Source organism: Citrobacter sp. Cpo071 (genome assembly GCF_030332765.1).
GTDB classification, from domain to species: Bacteria; Pseudomonadota; Gammaproteobacteria; order Enterobacterales; family Enterobacteriaceae; genus Citrobacter; species Citrobacter portucalensis.
In genome coordinates this window covers 1-16,796 of sequence record NZ_JAOWHE010000072.1, presented here as the reverse complement: position 1 = coordinate 16,796, position 16,796 = coordinate 1, and the positions used below count along the sequence as shown (strand labels likewise).

The 16,796-nt window shown below is 53.5% G+C and carries 12 protein-coding genes; 7 read left to right on the top strand and 5 right to left on the bottom strand.

The genetic code is table 11. The features are described 5' to 3' along the window. Positions 1-45: 45 nt before the first annotated feature. The gene (locus OGY09_RS06600) at positions 46-945 is read right to left on the bottom strand and encodes an AraC family transcriptional regulator (RefSeq protein WP_032941737.1); all 900 of its coding nucleotides are present in this window, start codon (positions 943-945) and stop codon (positions 46-48) included. Between the two features lie 194 nt (positions 946-1,139). Here OGY09_RS06600 and yqhD point away from each other — a divergent pair, with 194 nt between their 5' ends. From yqhD to OGY09_RS06580, 4 genes are all read left to right on the top strand, one after another. After that, positions 1,140-2,303 (top strand): alcohol dehydrogenase, encoded by a 1,164-nt coding sequence (yqhD, locus tag OGY09_RS06595; RefSeq protein WP_048215537.1) that lies wholly within the window; start codon positions 1,140-1,142, stop codon positions 2,301-2,303. A 224-nt stretch (positions 2,304-2,527) separates the two neighbouring features. After that, the gene (dkgA, locus tag OGY09_RS06590; RefSeq protein WP_032945014.1) at positions 2,528-3,355 is read left to right on the top strand and encodes a 2,5-didehydrogluconate reductase DkgA; all 828 of its coding nucleotides are present in this window, start codon (positions 2,528-2,530) and stop codon (positions 3,353-3,355) included. Positions 3,356-3,542: 187 nt separating this feature from the next. Then, positions 3,543-4,997, top strand: a complete 1,455-nt coding sequence (locus OGY09_RS06585; RefSeq protein ID WP_003828381.1) for a DASS family sodium-coupled anion symporter — start codon at positions 3,543-3,545, stop codon at positions 4,995-4,997. 44 nt (positions 4,998-5,041) lie between these two features. Beyond that, positions 5,042-5,497, top strand: a complete 456-nt coding sequence (locus OGY09_RS06580; RefSeq protein WP_008785817.1) for an HIT family protein — start codon at positions 5,042-5,044, stop codon at positions 5,495-5,497. A 103-nt stretch (positions 5,498-5,600) separates the two neighbouring features. On the opposite strand, the gene OGY09_RS06575 is transcribed toward OGY09_RS06580, so the two are convergent. Then, positions 5,601-7,772 carry a YgiQ family radical SAM protein gene (locus tag OGY09_RS06575; protein WP_003024532.1) on the bottom strand — a complete coding sequence of 724 codons (2,172 nt, stop codon included), beginning with the start codon at positions 7,770-7,772 and terminating at the stop codon, positions 5,601-5,603. Between the two features lie 199 nt (positions 7,773-7,971). On the opposite strand from OGY09_RS06575, the gene OGY09_RS06570 reads away from it, so the two are divergent. After that, on the top strand, positions 7,972-9,447 hold the full coding sequence (locus OGY09_RS06570; RefSeq protein WP_032945020.1) for a TrkH family potassium uptake protein: 1,476 nt from the start codon (positions 7,972-7,974) through the stop codon (positions 9,445-9,447). 16 nt (positions 9,448-9,463) lie between these two features. Here the strand turns inward: OGY09_RS06570 and ftsP are convergent, their stop codons facing one another. The 3 genes from ftsP to parC form a co-directional block, all read right to left on the bottom strand. After that, positions 9,464-10,876 (bottom strand): cell division protein FtsP, encoded by a 1,413-nt coding sequence (ftsP, locus tag OGY09_RS06565; protein ID WP_032945022.1) that lies wholly within the window; start codon positions 10,874-10,876, stop codon positions 9,464-9,466. Between the two features lie 71 nt (positions 10,877-10,947). Next, entirely contained in the window at positions 10,948-11,685 is a 738-nt protein-coding gene (plsC, locus tag OGY09_RS06560) for a 1-acylglycerol-3-phosphate O-acyltransferase (RefSeq protein ID WP_003024540.1), read from the bottom strand. Between the two features lie 195 nt (positions 11,686-11,880). Beyond that, the gene (gene parC / locus OGY09_RS06555) at positions 11,881-14,139 is read right to left on the bottom strand and encodes a DNA topoisomerase IV subunit A (RefSeq protein WP_003828391.1); all 2,259 of its coding nucleotides are present in this window, start codon (positions 14,137-14,139) and stop codon (positions 11,881-11,883) included. A 277-nt stretch (positions 14,140-14,416) separates the two neighbouring features. Between parC and tssD the strand changes: the two genes are divergently transcribed. Together tssD and OGY09_RS06545 are read left to right on the top strand one after the other, a co-directional pair. Continuing rightward, positions 14,417-16,402, top strand: coding sequence for a type VI secretion system tube protein TssD (gene tssD / locus OGY09_RS06550; RefSeq protein WP_032945023.1), 1,986 nt, complete (start codon positions 14,417-14,419; stop codon positions 16,400-16,402). Then, a partial coding sequence (locus OGY09_RS06545) for a DUF2931 family protein (RefSeq protein ID WP_213786721.1) occupies positions 16,399-16,796 on the top strand: 398 nt, incomplete at its 3' end. The genes tssD and OGY09_RS06545, both read left to right, overlap by 4 nt.

Genomic DNA, 16,796 nt, shown 5'->3' with positions numbered 1-16,796 from the left:
CCGGCATTTTGCCTGATGGCGCGCAGTTTTAAGGCCTACAAGAAATCAACTCCCCTGCATCATACGAATTCTTGCCGCATCTTCCCCCGGCGTTACGCCAAAGAAACGTTTGAACTCCCGACTGAATTGCGATGCGCTCTCATAGCCGACGCGCATGGCTGCCGCACTGGCCTTCATCCCATCGTGAACCATCATCATCCGTGCTTTATGCAGGCGATAGCTCTTAAGATATTGCAGCGGCGACGTGCTGGTCACCGCTTTAAAATTATGATGAAACGCCGACACGCTCATGTTCGCCTCTGCCGCCAGCTGTTCTACATTGAGGTTTTCGGTGTATTTGGTTTCAATCCGCTTCAGCACCCGGCTTATCAAACTGAAATGCGTCTGGCGACTGACCAGCGCAAGTAACGCGCCGCCGCGCGGTCCGGTCAGCACATGGTAGAGGATCTCGCGAATAATCTGTTTCCCCAGAATACGCGCATCCAGCGGTCGCTCCATCACATCCAGCAGGCGCTCAGCAGCGCAGAGAATTTCGTCAGAGAGCGTTGCAGAGTTAATCCCGCTGGCCGCCATGGCGGGCTGGAACAGCTCGTCTTCCCCAATGTCCATCAGCAGCTCCTGCAATTGCAGGATATCGACATTCAGATAAATACCGGCCAGAGGAACCTCCGGCGTCGCATAGGTTTCACATTCAAAGGGTAAAGGTACGGTTAGCAGCAGGTATTCGTTGGCGTCATAGCGAAAAATGCGCTCATTGATGTAACCAATTTTATGTCCCGAAAAGAGAAATATGATGCCTGGCTGATACATGACCGGTGTACGCGCCGCCGGCTCCGTACCGTGTAGCAGGCGGACATCTGGCAGCAGTTCGTTAAGTCTATTTTCATTGCTTTTCAGCTGCTTAATTTTATCTGTCAGCAGAAGACAGATCTCATCACGGTTCATGGGGCACCATTTCATCATCGGTTTTCGACCTTGACATAATGCGCAGATTTATCCGTTTTCTCCAGCAGTCTGTAGAAATGGGCAAGACATCGGCAGAAATGAGCATTGAGAGCAACGCGGCGGGCGACCACAATGTTCATCATCCGGCAGACACTCACCTGCCCTCTTTTATTACCCACCAAAGGGAACGAGCAATGAACAACTTTAATCTCCATACCCCAACACGTATTTTGTTTGGTAAAGGCGCGATTGCTGAGCTGCGCGATCAAATTCCTCAGGACGCTCGCGTACTGGTTACCTATGGCGGCGGCAGCGTGAAAAAAACTGGCGTCCTGGCACAGGTTCAGGACGCGCTGAAAGGCCTGGATGTGCTGGAGTTTGGCGGTATCGAGCCAAACCCGTCTTATGAAACGCTGATGAACGCAGTAAAAATCGTGCGTGATGAGAAAGTGACGTTTCTGCTGGCGGTAGGTGGCGGTTCAGTGCTGGACGGCACCAAATTCATCGCGGCAGCGGCACAGTACGCTGATGGCATCGATCCATGGCGCATTCTGGAAACCCACGGCAACGACGTAACAAGCGCCATCCCGATGGGCTCCGTATTAACCCTGCCTGCAACCGGCTCTGAATCTAACTCCGGCGCGGTAATTTCGCGTAAAACCACCGGCGATAAACTGGCCTTTATGACCCCGTTCGTGCAGCCAGTGTTTGCCGTACTGGATCCGGTTTACACCTACACCCTGCCGCCGCGTCAGGTTGCAAACGGCGTTGTGGATGCTTTTGTTCATACCGTGGAACAGTATGTGACTTATCCGGTAGACGGGAAAATTCAGGATCGCTTTGCCGAAGGCATTCTGCTCACGCTGGTAGAAGAAGGTCCGAAAGCCTTGCAGGAGCCGGAAAATTACAACGTGCGTGCGAACGTCATGTGGGCGGCAACCCAGGCGCTGAACGGCCTGATTGGCGCAGGCGTACCGCAGGACTGGGCAACGCATATGCTGGGCCATGAACTGACCGCAATGCACGGTCTGGATCATGCTCAAACGCTGGCCATCGTTCTGCCAGCGCTGTGGAATGAAAAACGTGATACCAAGCGTGCCAAACTGCTGCAATACGCAGAGCGTATCTGGAATATCACCGAAGGTTCCGACGACCAGCGCATCGACGCCGCCATTGCCGCTACCCGCGCTTTCTTCGAACAAATGGGCGTACCCACTCGCCTGTCTGACTATGGCCTGGACGGTAGCTCCATCCCGGCATTGCTGGAAAAACTGGAAGCACACGGTGGTACGCAACTGGGCGAACATCAGGACATTACGCTTGAAGTCAGCCGTCGGATTTACGAAGCTGCCCGCTAAGGTTTTTTAACCTCCGCCTTTCGTTTTTGGGTATTTATACCAGGCTTAAGTCACACCTAACTCACCGGGGGCTGCCCCGGTGAACTCAATTTACACCCAATCATTCATGGTGCATCGAGGCGGCAATTAAGTGAATCCCCGGGAGCGTACATAAGTACGTGACCGGGGTAAACGCAAGCAGCCAACAAAGAGGCAGCCTGAAGGATTAAGTGTGGGGGGGAATTATGACCAGTCCAACCATTATCAAGCTACAGGATGGTAACGTCATGCCACAACTGGGCCTGGGGGTCTGGAAGGCAAGCAACGAAGAAGTCATCACCGCCATTCATAAAGCGCTGGAAGTGGGGTATCGCTCAATTGATACCGCTGCGGCGTACAAAAACGAAGAAGGTGTCGGCAAAGCAATACGCGATGCTGGCGTACCACGGGACGAGTTATTCATCACCACCAAGCTGTGGAATGATGACCAAAAACGCCCCCGGGAAGCCTTGCTCGAAAGCATGGAAAAACTCCAACTTGATTACCTCGATCTATACCTGATGCACTGGCCGGTTCCGGCGATCGACCACTACGTTGAAGCGTGGGAAAACATGATCGACCTGCAAAAAGAAGGTCTGATTAAGAGCATCGGCGTGTGCAACTTTCAGATCAATCATCTCCAGCGGTTGATGGATGAAACCGGCGTACCTCCGGTGATTAACCAGATCGAACTTCATCCGCTTATGCAACAGCGCCAACTGCATGCCTGGAACGCAACGCATAAAATCCAGACCGAATCCTGGAGCCCGCTGGCGCAGGGCGGCAAAGACGTCTTTGATCAAAAGATCATCCGCGACCTCGCTGAGAAATATGGCAAATCACCGGCGCAGATTGTCATCCGCTGGCATCTGGATAGCGGGCTGGTGGTGATTCCAAAATCGGTCACCCCTGCGCGTATCGCAGAAAACTTTAACGTCTGGGACTTCCGCCTGGATAAAGACGAATTAGGCGAAATCGCGAAACTCGATCAGGGCAAACGTCTGGGGCCAGACCCGGATCAGTTCGGCGGTTAACCCCTTCCTCCAGCCCGACACTCTCGTCGGGCCTTTACTGATTTGAAATATCAGGAAACAATTCACACATATATATTGATGTATTTCTTGCAGTCGCTGGAGCAGCATTACGCAACATAACCTGTTAATTATTAAATAAATATATTTATTTGATGAATATATTCACCATATCCATAGGTGCGTAAACGTGACTGAGAAAAAAAGCAGCGGAGTCAAATGGCTCCCATTAATTCTTATAATATTCATTTCTGCCGGACTGTGGCAGCTTACTCCACCTTCCGGGCTAAGTGCGCCAGCCTGGCATTCGGCAATTATTTTCGTCGCCACCATCGCTTCTATTGTGGCTAAAGTATTACCCATCGGCGCGGTCGGCATTATTGGTATTACGGTATTCGCGCTCGCCTATGCTGCCGGAGATAAAACCGCCAGCGGCGCTATCACCACGGCACTGAGTGAGCTGAACAGTTCACTTATCTGGCTTATCGTCGTGGCTTTTATGATTGCCCGCGGGTTTATCAAAACCGGCCTCGGACGACGCATTGCGCTGCAGATGATCCGTCTGCTCGGCAAGCGCACGCTGGGACTCGCCTATGGTCTGGCCTTTGCCGATCTGATCCTCTCCCCGGCAATGCCGAGTAATACAGCACGCTGCGGCGGCGTCATCTATCCGATTGCTGACTCTCTGGCACGCAGTTTCCATTCGAACCCGGAAGATGAGTCCCGCAGTAAAATCGGTACCTTTCTTATCACCTGTATTGGCAACGTCAACGACGTCACCGCCGCGCTCTTTATGACCGGCTATACCGGCAACCTGTTGGCGGTGAAGCTGGCGGCCAATGCGGGCGTCACGCTGACCTGGGGCGGCTGGTTTATGGCGGCTCTGCTGCCATGCCTGGTGTCCTTACTGCTGGTTCCACTGCTGGTCTACTGGATCGTGCGCCCGGAAATTAAACACACGCCGGATGCCCCTAACCTGGCGCGCAAAGAGCTGGCGGAAATGGGCAGTATGTCTCGCGGCGAATGGCTGATGCTGGCTACCGTCGGCGTACTGCTGGTGCTGTGGATTTTTGGCGATACGTTAGGCGTCGACGCCACCACTGCTTCGTTCGTGGGACTGTCCATTTTATTGCTAAGCGGCGTTCTGAGCTGGGAAGATGTGAAGAGCGAGAAAGGCGCATGGGACACACTGATTTGGTTTGCCGCGCTGTTGATGATGGCGAACCAGCTGAAAAAACTGGGCTTCACCACCTGGTTTGGCAATCTGATCGGCGATAGCCTGAGCAGTACTATGCACGGTACCAGTTGGGTGATCGTCCTGCTGCTGCTGAACGCCGCCTACTTCTATACCCACTACTTTTTTGCCAGCGGTAATGCACAGATTGCCGCGCTGTACGCCGTTTTCCTTGGTGTCGGTCTGCATCTGAACATTCCCGCAGCCCCCACGGCATTAATGCTGGCCTTCACCAGCAGTTTGTACTGCTCGCTCACCCAGTACACCCACGCTCGCGGTCCAATCCTGTTTGGTGCCGGGTACGTTCCAACGGGCGTCTGGTGGCGTACAGGATTTATCATCAGCTTGTTTAACCAGGCGGTGTTTATCACCGTGGGTCTGATGTGGTGGAAGGTGTTGGGTCTGTACTAAACTGACTGCGTCCTGACGAATCACCTTACCTGCGGAGAAAAGGAATGACCTGTATTTTCTGTCAAATAGTTGAAGGTAAAGCACCCTGCCATAAGGTCTGGGAAGACGAGCATCATCTGGCTTTTCTGTCGATTTTCCCGAACACCGACGGTTTTACCGTGGTGATCCCGAAAAAGCATTATCCCAGCTATGCCTTCGATATGCCGCCGCAGGCACTGGCTGATCTGATGCTGGCGACCCAAAAAGTGGCTAAGAAACTGGATAAGGCTTTCCCGGATGTCAGTCGTACGGGGATGTTCTTCGAAGGTTTCGGCGTAGACCATGTGCACAGCAAATTAAGCCCCATGCATGGCACTGGCGATCTAACTCACTGGAAACCGATTGAAGCGCGGCAGAACAAATTTTTCGAGCAGTATGAAGGATATCTTTCGTCACACGATCATGAACGGGCGGATGATGCAAAACTGGCCGCATTAGCGGCCAGAATTCGTGAAGCATAAATACTGAGTCTCTCTGCCGGATGGCGGTTCAAGCACCTTATCCGGTCTACAAAATCGTGCTATTCGTAGACCTGATAAGCGTTTCACCACCGGGCAAGGCAGATTAGCGCCCTGCCACTTTCCCGCGTTTTTTGTTTGCGGCTGGCGTCTGGCGCTGATGCGCCACCGGTGTGTGCTTGGTCAATGCCGGGCGAGTATGACGGTTTTGGCGACGCGCTTCGCGCATCTCTTCCAGCGTAGGCGCCGGGACCAGACATTCGCGACGACCGCCGATCAGATGCTTTTTACCCATATCTTCCAGCGCCTGGCGGATTAACGGCCAGTTGGCTGGATCGTGGTAACGCAGCAGGGCTTTATGCAAACGACGCTGCTTATCACCTTTCGGCACCACCACATCTTCACTCTTATAACCAATTTTACCCAGTGGGTTTTTCCCGGTGTAATACATGGTTGTGGAGTTCGCCAACGGCGATGGATAGAAGTTCTGCACCTGATCCAGACGGAAACGACGTTGCTTCAACCACAACGCCAGATTCACCATATCTTCATCACGCGTACCCGGGTGCGCGGAAATAAAGTACGGGATCAGGTACTGCTCTTTACCCGCTTGCTTAGAGTAGGTATCGAACAATTCCTTAAAGCGATCGTAGCTGCCCATCCCCGGCTTCATCATCTTCGACAACGGGCCTTCTTCGGTATGCTCTGGCGCAATCTTCAGATAGCCGCCAACGTGGTGGGTCGCCAGTTCTTTGATATAGCGCGGATCTTCAACCGCGATGTCATAACGCACGCCCGAAGCGATGAGGATCTTTTTAATGCCTTTCAAATCACGCGCACGACGATAAAGGTTAATCGTCGGTTCGTGGTTGGTGTCCATATGCGGACAGATATCCGGGTAGACGCATGACAGACGACGGCAGGTCTGCTCCGCGCGCGGTGACTTACAGCGCAGCATATACATGTTCGCCGTTGGGCCGCCGAGGTCGGAAATCACGCCGGTAAAACCTGGAACGGTGTCGCGAATGGCTTCGATTTCATTGATGATCGAGTCTTCAGAGCGGCTCTGGATGATGCGACCTTCGTGCTCGGTGATCGAACAGAACGAACAGCCGCCAAAGCAGCCACGCATAATGTTGATCGAGAAACGGATCATCTCATAGGCCGGAATGCGGCTGTCGCCATACGCCGGATGCGGCACGCGTTTGTACGGCAGCGCAAAGACGCTATCCATCTCTTCGGTAGAGAGCGGAATGGCTGGCGGGTTGATCCAGATGTAGCGATCGCCGTGCTTTTGCATCAGCGCACGCGCGCAGCCTGGGTTGGTTTCGTGGTGCAGGATACGCGACGCATGCGCATACAGCACTTTATCGCCCTTCACTTTTTCGAAGGACGGCAGCAGCACGTAGGTTTTTTCCCACGGTTTCGGGCGCGGCGGCTGTACGGTTACCGCTTTCGCTTCCTGCTTTTTCGGTGCGACCGGCTTGTTGTCAGCACACGGCAGATCTTCACCATACGGATGCGGGATCGGGTCAATCTTACCCGGCGTGTCGAGGCGCGTGGAATCCACCCCACTCCAGCCCGGCAGCGCTTCTTTAACCATAATCGCAGTGTTACGCACGTCGCGGATCTGATCGATGGTTTCGCCCATCGCCAGACGATGCGCCACTTCCACCAGCGGACGTTCGCCGTTGCCGAACATCAGCATGTCGGCTTTGGAATCCACCAGAACAGAGCGACGAACGGTATCAGACCAATAGTCATAGTGCGCGGTACGGCGCAGGCTGGCCTCAATACCGCCGAGAATAACCGGCACATCTTTCCATGCTTCTTTACAGCGCTGGGTATAGACCAGCGTGGCGCGGTCCGGACGTTTGCCCGCAACGTTGTCCGGTGTGTAGGCATCGTCATGGCGCAGTCGGCGATCGGCGGTGTAACGGTTGATCATCGAGTCCATGTTGCCTGCGGTCACACCAAAGAACAGGTTCGGTTTACCCAAACGCATAAAATCGTCTTTGTTGTTCCACTCCGGCTGGGCGATAATCCCTACGCGAAAGCCTTGTGCTTCCAGCATACGTCCGCAAATTGCCATGCCAAAGCTGGGATGATCGACGTATGCATCGCCGGTAACCAGAATGATGTCGCAGCTATCCCAGCCAAGTTGGTCCATTTCGTCGCGTGACATCGGCAAAAACGGTGCCGGGCCAAAACAGGCAGCCCAGTACTGCGGCCAGGAGAAAAGGTCTCTGTCCGGCTGGATCAGGGATATTGCGCTCATAATGCTTCCAAAAATGGTAAAAAAATAATCAAAGGCCGAGGATTATACGCTGTATGTCGGCAAGAAATGAAGTGGAGTCTGAACCAGACCAGTAGAAAGTTATATAAATTGTTAAATTTTACGACGATCATTTTTATCAATCATAATTAACACCATGCCAGCCAGCTGAGATAACTCTTTTTCGGCGGGGGATTTTTCATTGCGACTCAACGATTCACTGCATATTTCCCAGTTACGGGTTGTTGTTCACCTGTGCGGATTTCTGGTTCTTCTCTACAGCTTTTCTATGCTGCCGCCGATGCTCATCGCTTTGTTAAACAAAGAGCGGAGCTTGTTCGCTTTTTTCAGCACGTTTATGACTTTCTTCACCCTCGGCGGCGGGGCGTGGTTGGCAACCAAACATGCGGGGATTCAACTGCGCACCCGGGATGGTTTCGTCATTATCGTCCTGTTCTGGCTGTTGTTTTCGTTTATCAGCGCGATGCCGATGTGGATGGACGATGGCTTAAACCTCTCTTTTGCGGATGCCCTGTTTGAAGGAGTTTCTGGGATTACCACTACAGGCGCAACGGTGATTGATGACGTCAGCGCCTTGCCGAAGTCGTATCTGTACTATCGGGCTCAGCTCAATTTTATTGGCGGTCTGGGTGTTATCGTCCTCGCCGTGGCGGTATTGCCGCTGCTGGGTATTGGTGGCATGAAGCTGTATCAGTCTGAAATGCCGGGCCCTTTTAAAGAAGAACGCCTCACGCCAAGACTTGCTGATACTGCACGCACGCTGTGGATGACCTATGTCATTCTGGGTCTTATTTGTACTCTGGCCTACTGGGCTGCCGGGATGTCGTTTTTCGACGCCTTATGCCACGGGCTGTCGACGGTCTCTCTCGGCGGATTTTCCACTCGCAGCGAGAGCATCGGCTTTTATAACAGCCATGCCATTGAGCTTGTCGCCGGGATATTTTCACTGCTGTCTGCGTTTAACTTCACCCTCTGGTACGTTGCTATCGTGAAACGTACCTTCAAACCCTTTCGTCGTAATGCCGAATTGCGTTTCTTTTTGCTTATTGCGTTGGTGGTCACTCTGATCGCCACCTGGCAAGTTTGGCGGGCAGGCATGTACGGATTAACGGACAGCCTGGTGCATGCTTTTTTTCTGGCCAGTTCGATGCTGACAGATAATGGCCTGTCGACGGCGGATTACGCGCAGTGGCCTTCGCACACGATCTTCATGCTGCTCAGCGCCAGTTTCTTCGGCGGTTGTGTGGGTTCGACCTGCGGGGGGATTAAGGTGCTACGCTTTTTGATTATGTTCAAGCAGTGCCGTCAGGAGTTACATCAGCTCGCGCACCCTCGAGCCCTGCTGAATATCAAAGTGGGCAATAGCGTGGTAAGCGACCGGGTGGTGCGTTCGGTATGGAGCTTTTTCTTTCTCTACGTTTTGTTCACCAGCTTTTTTATCTGGGCGCTCAATCTGATGGGCTACGATCTCTTCTCCTCTTTCGCCACCGTCGCCGCCTGCATCAACAATATGGGGCTGGGATTTAGCGTCACCGCCACGACATTTGGCACCTTAAACGAGGAAGCAAAGCTACTAATGTGCGCGGCCATGATCATGGGGCGTCTGGAGATTTACCCCATTCTGATCCTGTTCTCGCGCATGTTCTGGCGGGCGTAACGAATACCCCGGCGCATTACGGCGCCGGGTTCACCAACATCTGTCCGATTGAGCCACGATCCGCCATTTCCAGCGTCTGGCTATTAAAGTAGAACGGGAAATGGGCCCAGGAAGGCTGTCCGTAATAAACCAGTAATTCAACCTGGCCATCAACCCAGACAGTATCTTTCCAGCCTCTGTCTTCCGGGAACGGCATCGCGCCATTCACATTACGGATCAGGAACGAAACACCTTCAATATGGAAGGACTGGGGCATATCCGCCCGCACCGTCCAGCGTTCCCAGGAGCCCTGCTGGGCAGTAATATCCATACGATTGACGTCCCACAGCTGACCGTTGATGCCAGGATCGTCGTCCAGGCTGATATCACGGCTGCGAATCGGCGAACCGCTGAGGATTTCCGTTGGCAGCAGGCGCATTGGCAGGCTGTCAGTCACCAGCGGCAGGAGACCTGTCGGGCGCAACGTCAATACCAGCGTGGAGATGAGAATACTGGAAGGCTCAAAGAACCCGCGGATCCTGTCGACAATACTGGCCGCTTCACCACAGGTGATAGAGACCTCATTACCATTCGTCATATCCACCAGGATCTCACGACGCTCGCCCGGAGCCAACGAGAGCTGCTTCACCGAAACAGGCGCAGGTAAAAAACCCTGATCGCTGGAAATCACATGCAGCGGACGGCCATCGCTCATTTGCAGCTGGTAACGACGCGAGTTTGACGCGTTCAGCAAACGCAAGCGCACCCAGCCGCGGGAGACTTCGACATACGGGCTTTGCGCCCCGTTGACCAGTAACGTATCGCCAACAAAACCACCGCTACCGGGCTCGCTGTATTCCGGCGTGCCAAAGTTGTCCAGGCGCTTGTCCTGGATAATGATCGGAAAATCATCCACGCCATAGTGGTTTGGAATAGACAGTGACTTACTCACTTCATCTTCAACCAGCCACATCCCGGCAAGACCGTTGTAAACCTGCTGGGCGGTACGATTTGGCGTATTGGCGTGATACCACAACGTGGCGGCATTCTGGCGAATCGGTAGCACTGGCGCCCAGTCCGCATTAGGAGACATCATACGCGCCGGGCCGCCCATCAGCGGGCCTGGTACCTGCAACCCGGCGACGGTCATTGAGACATTTTCAGTCAAACGGTTGCTGTAGATAAGCTTGACGTCATCCCCTTTCCAGACACGGATTGTCGGTCCCAGATAGCGGCCGTTAATTCCCCATACAGGTGCGCGCGTGCCTTGTGTAAAGGACCAGTGCGCACGTTGCAGCGTCATAAATAGCGGCTGCCCCCGGCGGGATTCCAGCAGCGGAGGCACGGGTAACGGTTGTTGCTGACCGGCAGCATTAGCCTTCAGCGGAACAGCACCTGCACACAGTGCGATCCCCGATGCCTGAATGAACTGACGCCGACTGAATGACATATAAACTCCATAAAAAACTGGCTATTAACACGCAGGAAGTCATTTCCTGTAAAAAACCCGAATTGCGCGGATTAAACCTTACCGGCGGCTTCCCGCTCAGCAACTTCTTTATCGAGTTCTGCGATTTTTTGTTCCATCAGCGTGCGGCAATGCGCTGCCAGTTCACGAACCTGATCTTTCCCAAAGTGGCTAATATCCACCGGTGGCAACATCTCGACAATTGCCAGACCATTATTGAGTCGATTGAGTTTTATCTTGTTCGAGGTTGTGGAAACGCACACCGGAATGACCGGGACACCAGCAGCAATCGCTGCATGGAACGCGCCGGTTTTAAACGGCAGCAGACCGCGACCGCGGCTACGCGTCCCTTCAGGGAACATCCAGATAGAAATGCGACGTTTTTTGAAATGATTCACCACGGCAGCAATGGTGCTGTGCGCTTTAGCGCGGTTGTTTCTGTCAATCAACAGGTTACCGGTTAACCAGTACAGCTGCCCGAAGAAAGGGATCCACAGCAGGCTTTTTTTACCTACCGTCACCGTCGGCGGCTGAACGATATTCGCAGCGGTAACCATGTCATAGTTGTTCTGATGGTTACAAATATAGATAGCATTACCATAGTTCTGCGCGTCTGCCGGCATGCGGCACTCGACCTTCAGGCCATAAAGGGGAGCCAGGCGGCCAAACATATGGCCGAACGTTGCAACGTGTTTTGGATTTCGTGGGCTGAACAGACAGTATATGCAACCGAAAATACAGACCAGAACGCAGTAAATAACAGTAATAATTAAACGAAAAATATATAGCATAACAACCTCTAAGGCCTAAGAGCCTGGCATTTTACGTCACCTGATTCATCACGCGGTATCAGGTTAGGGCTTTGTTAAGGGCGGCTCTCTGGAAAAGCGTATTGTTAATCGCAACGCACGAATAAACAACGGTTTCACGGGAATTTTTAACGTTGGCTCTCCCTGGGCTTTAACAGGGAGAGCCGGACGGTAGCGTTATTCTTCGCTGTCGCCGTGACTGGCGCGTCGAGGCGAGTCAATCTCAATGCTGTCGATACGCTGCAGACCACGCATTAGCGTGCCGCGACGGCCGCGCTCTCCGGTCACTTTCTGCAACTCTTCAGGACGCAGTTTGATTTTGCGCTTACCGACATGGATGGTCAGCGTGCTCTGCGGCGGCAGCACGTAAAGTTGCGCCAGGCCATCCTCGCCTTTCGCCGCTTCCGCTGAAGGGATATTAATGATCTTGTTCCCTTTGCCTTTCGACAACTGCGGTAAATCGCTCACCGGGAACATCAACATGCGGCCAGCCTGAGTAATAGCCAGTAGCATGTCGGTTTCATCTTCAATCACCACCGGCTGCATCACGCGCGCATTTTCTGGCAGCGTAATCAATGCCTTACCCGCACGGTTACGTGCGACCAGGTCATTGAAGGTACAGACAAAACCGTAGCCCGCATCGGAGGCCATCAGCAGTTTCTGATCGTCGCCTTCCATCAGCATGTGCTCAACCGTCGCGCCTGGCGGCAGCGTGAGCTTCCCGGTCAGCGGTTCACCCTGACCGCGCGCCGACGGCAGCGTAATCGGGTCGATGGCATAGCTGCGTCCGGTCGAGTCCACGAACACCACCGGCTGGTTGCTCTTACCCTTCACTGCCGACTTAAAGCTGTCGCCCGCTTTATAGCTTAATCCTGGCGCATCGATGTCGTGGCCTTTCGCGCTACGCACCCAGCCACTCTGGGACAACACAATGGTCACCGGCTCAGATGGCAGCATGTCGTGCTCGCTCATCGCCTTCGCTTCTTCGCGCTCCTGCAACGGAGAACGACGATCGTCGCCATAGGCGTCTGCATCGGCCTGCAGCTCTTTCTTCAGCAGGTTACTCATTTTACGTTCGGAAGCCAGAATGGCCTGCAACTGATCGCGCTCTTTCGCCAGCTCATCCTGCTCACCGCGGATTTTCATCTCTTCGAGTTTGGCAAGGTGGCGCAATTTCAGCTCAAGGATGGCTTCAGCCTGGGTTTCAGAAATGCCAAACCGCGACATCAGCTCAGGCTTAGGTTCATCTTCATGACGAATAATTTCGATGACTTCGTCAATGTTGAGGAACGCCACCAGCAAACCTTCAAGGATGTGCAGGCGCTTGAGCACTTTTTCCAGACGATAATTCAGGCGGCGACGTACGGTATCGCGGCGGAACGCCAGCCATTCGGTGAGGATCTCCAGCAGGTTTTTCACCGCCGGACGACCATCAAGACCGATCATGTTCAGGTTGATACGGTAGCTCTTTTCCAGATCGGTAGTGGCAAACAGGTGGTTCATCACCTGCTCCATATCCACACGATTAGAGCGCGGGACAATCACCAGACGGGTCGGGTTTTCGTGATCCGATTCGTCGCGCAGGTCGTCTACCATCGGCAGCTTTTTATTGCGCATTTGAGCAGCGATCTGCTCCAGCACTTTTGCCCCGGAAACCTGATGCGGCAGCGCGGAAATCACCACCGCGCCGTCTTCTTTCGTCCATACCGCACGCATACGTACGGAGCCTCGTCCGTTCTCGTAAATCTTACGAATTTCCGCGCGCGAAGTAATGATCTCCGCTTCGGTCGGGTAATCCGGCCCTTGCACGATATCCAGCAACTGATCCAGCGTCGTTTTCGGCTGCTCAATCAGAGTAATCGCTGCTTTTGCCACTTCACGCAGGTTATGTGGCGGAATGTCCGTTGCCATACCAACGGCAATACCGGTCGTGCCGTTCAGCAGAATATTTGGCAGACGCGCAGGCAGCATCTTCGGCTCCTGCATGGTGCCGTCGAAGTTTGGCACCCAGTCCGACGTTCCCTGACCGAGTTCGCCCAGCAGGACTTCCGCATATTTAGACAGACGGGATTCGGTATAACGCATCGCCGCGAAGGATTTCGGATCGTCCGGTGCCCCCCAGTTCCCCTGCCCGTCAACCAGCGGGTAACGGTAAGAGAACGGCTGCGCCATCAGCACCATCGCTTCATAGCAGGCGCTGTCGCCGTGCGGATGGTATTTACCCAGCACGTCACCGACGGTACGGGCGGATTTTTTAAATTTGGCGCTGGCATTCAGCCCCAGTTCGGACATCGCGTATACGATGCGACGCTGAACGGGTTTCAAACCATCGCCAATAAACGGCAACGCCCTGTCCATGATGACGTACATGGAATAGTTCAGATAGGCGTTTTCCGTGAATTCATGCAGCGCCAGGCGCTCTGCCATATCGCTCATTAATCGTGGTTCCTCAACTTTGTACCCCTCTATTGAAGGGCAATATTGCCGCAGATACTACCCTATCTGGCGTGTTGAGTCACAAAGAAAAGGGCCGCGAATGCGGCAGTATCGCCATCACAGGCAGAGAGAAGGCAGGCTATTTTTTCTATTAGCGCTTCCTTTTACGATTAAATAATAAACTAAATTTGCGACTTAATTTGATTGATGGCAGGTTATTTTATCCGTTTTATCATTACGCTTCTTCCTGAGTAAAAACCTCCTTAAAGGAAAATAAATGAGCAGCCTTATTTATTTAACGCTTGAGGGTGATATTCAGGGACCGATTTCTGCAGGCTGTAACTCGCAGGCCTCCGTGGGCAATCGCTATCAGTCAGCGCATGAAGATAGTATCTTTGTCTTCAGCCTGACGCAGGCGCAAAGCAGCATACAAGGCGGCGTTAAGCACCTCGGCCTGCGCTTTTGCAAACTCCTGGATAAAAGCTCTCCGTTATTCTGCAATGCTATTAATAATAATGAACGTCTTAAAATGAGGTTTGATATATACCGCATCAATCGATACGGTCGCATGGAAAAATATTACTTAATCGAACTTCGTGGTGCGACGGTGCAGGCTATTCACCAGGAGTCCAAGATGAACGATATGGATTATGAATATATATCGATAGATTATGATCATATTCTGTGTCGTCATCTGATTGCCTGCACCGAGTTTGATTACCTGCTGACACCGGACAATTACGATCGGCTTTTCCCGGTGGTGCAAAAGAGCATTTTGCCCGCAGAGCAGCCGGTGCGTAAGGTGACGCTGGTGCTGGGGATATTCTTCGACGGCACCGGCAATAACGCCGTGAATACCCGCAACATGCTTGAGGCGCTCACCGCGCAGCATTTTGATATTGAGAGTCCAGATGCCCAAAGCATTCTTGCCAGAAATGCACAGGAGAAGATGGGGATCAGCGGGGTAGGAGCGACCAGCTATCTGGGGTATTACACGAATATTCACTGGTTGAATGAGTTATATCAGTGGCAATTTCCTGCAGACAGCAGTTATGTACAAAACAGACTATATGTAGAAGGAATTGGCACCCGGGCGGGTGAACCCGATAACCCAATAGGTCTGGGACTGGGCGCCGCAGAAACCGGGATTATTGCCAAAACCGATGATGCGGTGGCGCAACTGGGTGCAGCGATAAAAAAGGCACTGAAACTACTGGAAGGAAAATTTATAGTCGAGGCGTTGCTGTTCGATATCTTCGGCTTCAGCCGCGGCGCAGCCGCAGCCCGCCACTTCGCTAACCGTGTCCAGGCGGAAGATCAGGCCATTATCAACGCCATTTCAGCGGGCATGGGCAAAATTAGCTATCGCGGAACTCCGGCTGGCAACACCCGTTTTCTCGGCATCATGGACACCGTGGCGGCTGTCGGTACGGTAACCAACGGACTCGACCCACACAGCGCCGACACCGGCAACGTTACCCTCCGGCTGCGTCCGGGCGTGGCGCAAAAGGTGTTTCATCTTACCGCCCGGAACGAGTGCCGCTACAACTTCGCCCTTAACAGCGTGGCCCCCGCCTGGCCAGAGCTGGCGCTTCCCGGCGTGCACTCCGATATCGGCGGCGGCTATATGCCGCAACTACGCGAAGACCTCTTTCTCACCCGTCCGCAGGTGGAAACCCTGCCGCAGAACCAGCCCGGGGCGCAGTCTCACATATACGCGCAGACGATGGCGCAGTTGCGTGTGCTCGAACATTCACCGGCTATCATGCCCATTATACGCACCCATGAGATCACCCCGGAGGTCTGGGAGGACCCGCGGGCACCTACTGACCGTTACACCCAGCCACAAAAACGCACCTTTACCGCCCTGACGTTGCGCCAGCGGACGGTCTTTTCCGACTGGTCGAAGGTGGCGTTGCGGGTGATGGTCGATGCGGCGGTTGAGGCTGGGGCGTTATTGGCTGACGTCGATAAAATTCAAAGACACGCCCTGCCGGATGCGCTAAAGCCGTTGTGCGAACAAGCCCGGGAAATGGGAAAAGCGGCCCGTCAGCACAGAAGCACCGCTGGCTTTACACCAGAAGAGGTGGATCGGATTGCCGGCCGCTATATCCACTGCTCAGCCCACTGGAACGCAGTGGATCTCAAACAGAGCGGGGAGTTACAGGGTGGAGCATCAGCCTCGGAAACCGTCAGCTTTGTCAACCGACCGGACGCTAACTGGATCAGAACCATTTACAACATGGATGGAAATAAACGATGAAAATATCTTATGCCCTGGCGCTTGCGCTGTTACTGGCCGCTGCAGGCTGCAGCCCACATCAGTCGCCCCCTTTACAGTCAAAACAGGCCGCCAGCGGCGACTGGACCCTACCTTATGGTAAGTGGATCTTCGCTTTTATCACCCCCAGAGAATTACCCTCAATGGTCAACCATGCAAGAGTTATCGATACCGATGGTTATCTGTATACGTTTAATACGCTTGACCAGGCTTCCCCTGACCCAGATTCCGTCAAAGAATGGGCTGAAAATGCTCATGGTTTTGGCGACCAGTTCAACAAAGTCAAAAAACCCCCTCAGTACATTGTCTTCTGCTGGGATTCCTATATTGACCAGCAGACCTATGAAACCAGCGCCGTCTTCGGCCCCGAAACCTG